The organism is Nguyenibacter vanlangensis (assembly GCF_013376155.1).
Taxonomy (GTDB): Bacteria; Pseudomonadota; Alphaproteobacteria; order Acetobacterales; family Acetobacteraceae; genus Gluconacetobacter; species Gluconacetobacter vanlangensis.
On sequence record NZ_JABXXP010000939.1, the window covers coordinates 1 to 907 of the forward strand.

The following is a 907-nucleotide window of genomic DNA, read 5'->3' on the forward strand; positions in this document are numbered from 1 at the left end:
CCATCGCCTGTTCGAGCGCCGCGACGGCGTGATTGACGGTCGAGGACCCGACGCCCAGCGCCTCGGCCGCGCCGGCGGCCGAGCCCGTGTCGATCAGCGCGACAAGATAGATGAGCGCCGGCAGTTCCATCGTCGATCGGGCCTCGGTTGGAGCGTGCGATTCCGGAGAGGGGCCGACCCGCCGCCGAATTTTCACCGTGTAAATTTGTTAATTTATATAATTACAAATTAATTTGAGATTTGCAAATAACTCCGATCCCAGATGGGTATCAGAGCGGGTAGGTCTCGGCATCGCAACAAAAAAGCGCATCGGGGCATAGCCCGTGCATCAGAAAGCATGGAACGGGCCCGGGTTGCCCTGGGGAGAGAGCCGGCGGGAGCCGGGGCCGGTCGCGGTTCAGGCGGTCGAGATGCGGTTGCGCCCGGCTTCCTTGGCGCGATAGAGCTGGGTGTCGGCGTCCTTGAGCAGGCTGTCCCACCCCCCGTTTCGCAGGGTGCCCCTGGCGAGGCCGAAGCTGGCGCTGACGCGCAGCGTGGCGTCGGTTCCGGGAAGGGTGATGGCGGTGCGTTCGATCGCCGCCTTGAGCATCTGCGCGACCCGCGTCGCGGCGTCGAGGTCGTCGGTCATCAGCAGGATGGCGAATTCCTCGCCGCCGAAGCGGACGAGGATGTCGTCGGCGCGGAGCCAGGATTTCAGCAGGCCGGCGAAATGACGGAGGACTTCGTCGCCGGCGGCGTGGCCGTGGCGGTCGTTGATCCGCTTGAAATGGTCGATATCCACCAGCATCAGGCACGCGCCGCGCTTGTCCGCGCCGCGGGCCCTGGCGCGGACGAACCGGTCGAGCGCGCGGCGGTTCCACAGGCCGGTCAGGGGATCGCGCTCGGCTTCGCGCTGCAGGATCGCGGT

General features: G+C 66.2%; 2 protein-coding genes. Both read right to left on the reverse strand.

Features of this window, described 5'->3' with window-relative positions; genetic code table 11:
- A partial coding sequence (locus tag HUK84_RS23815) for a LysR family transcriptional regulator (RefSeq protein WP_218064485.1) occupies positions 1-130 on the reverse strand: 130 nt, incomplete at its 3' end.
- A gap of 267 nt (positions 131-397) precedes the next feature.
- Positions 398-907: GGDEF domain-containing protein (locus HUK84_RS20310; protein ID WP_176641810.1), on the reverse strand; the 510-nt coding region annotated here is incomplete at its 5' end.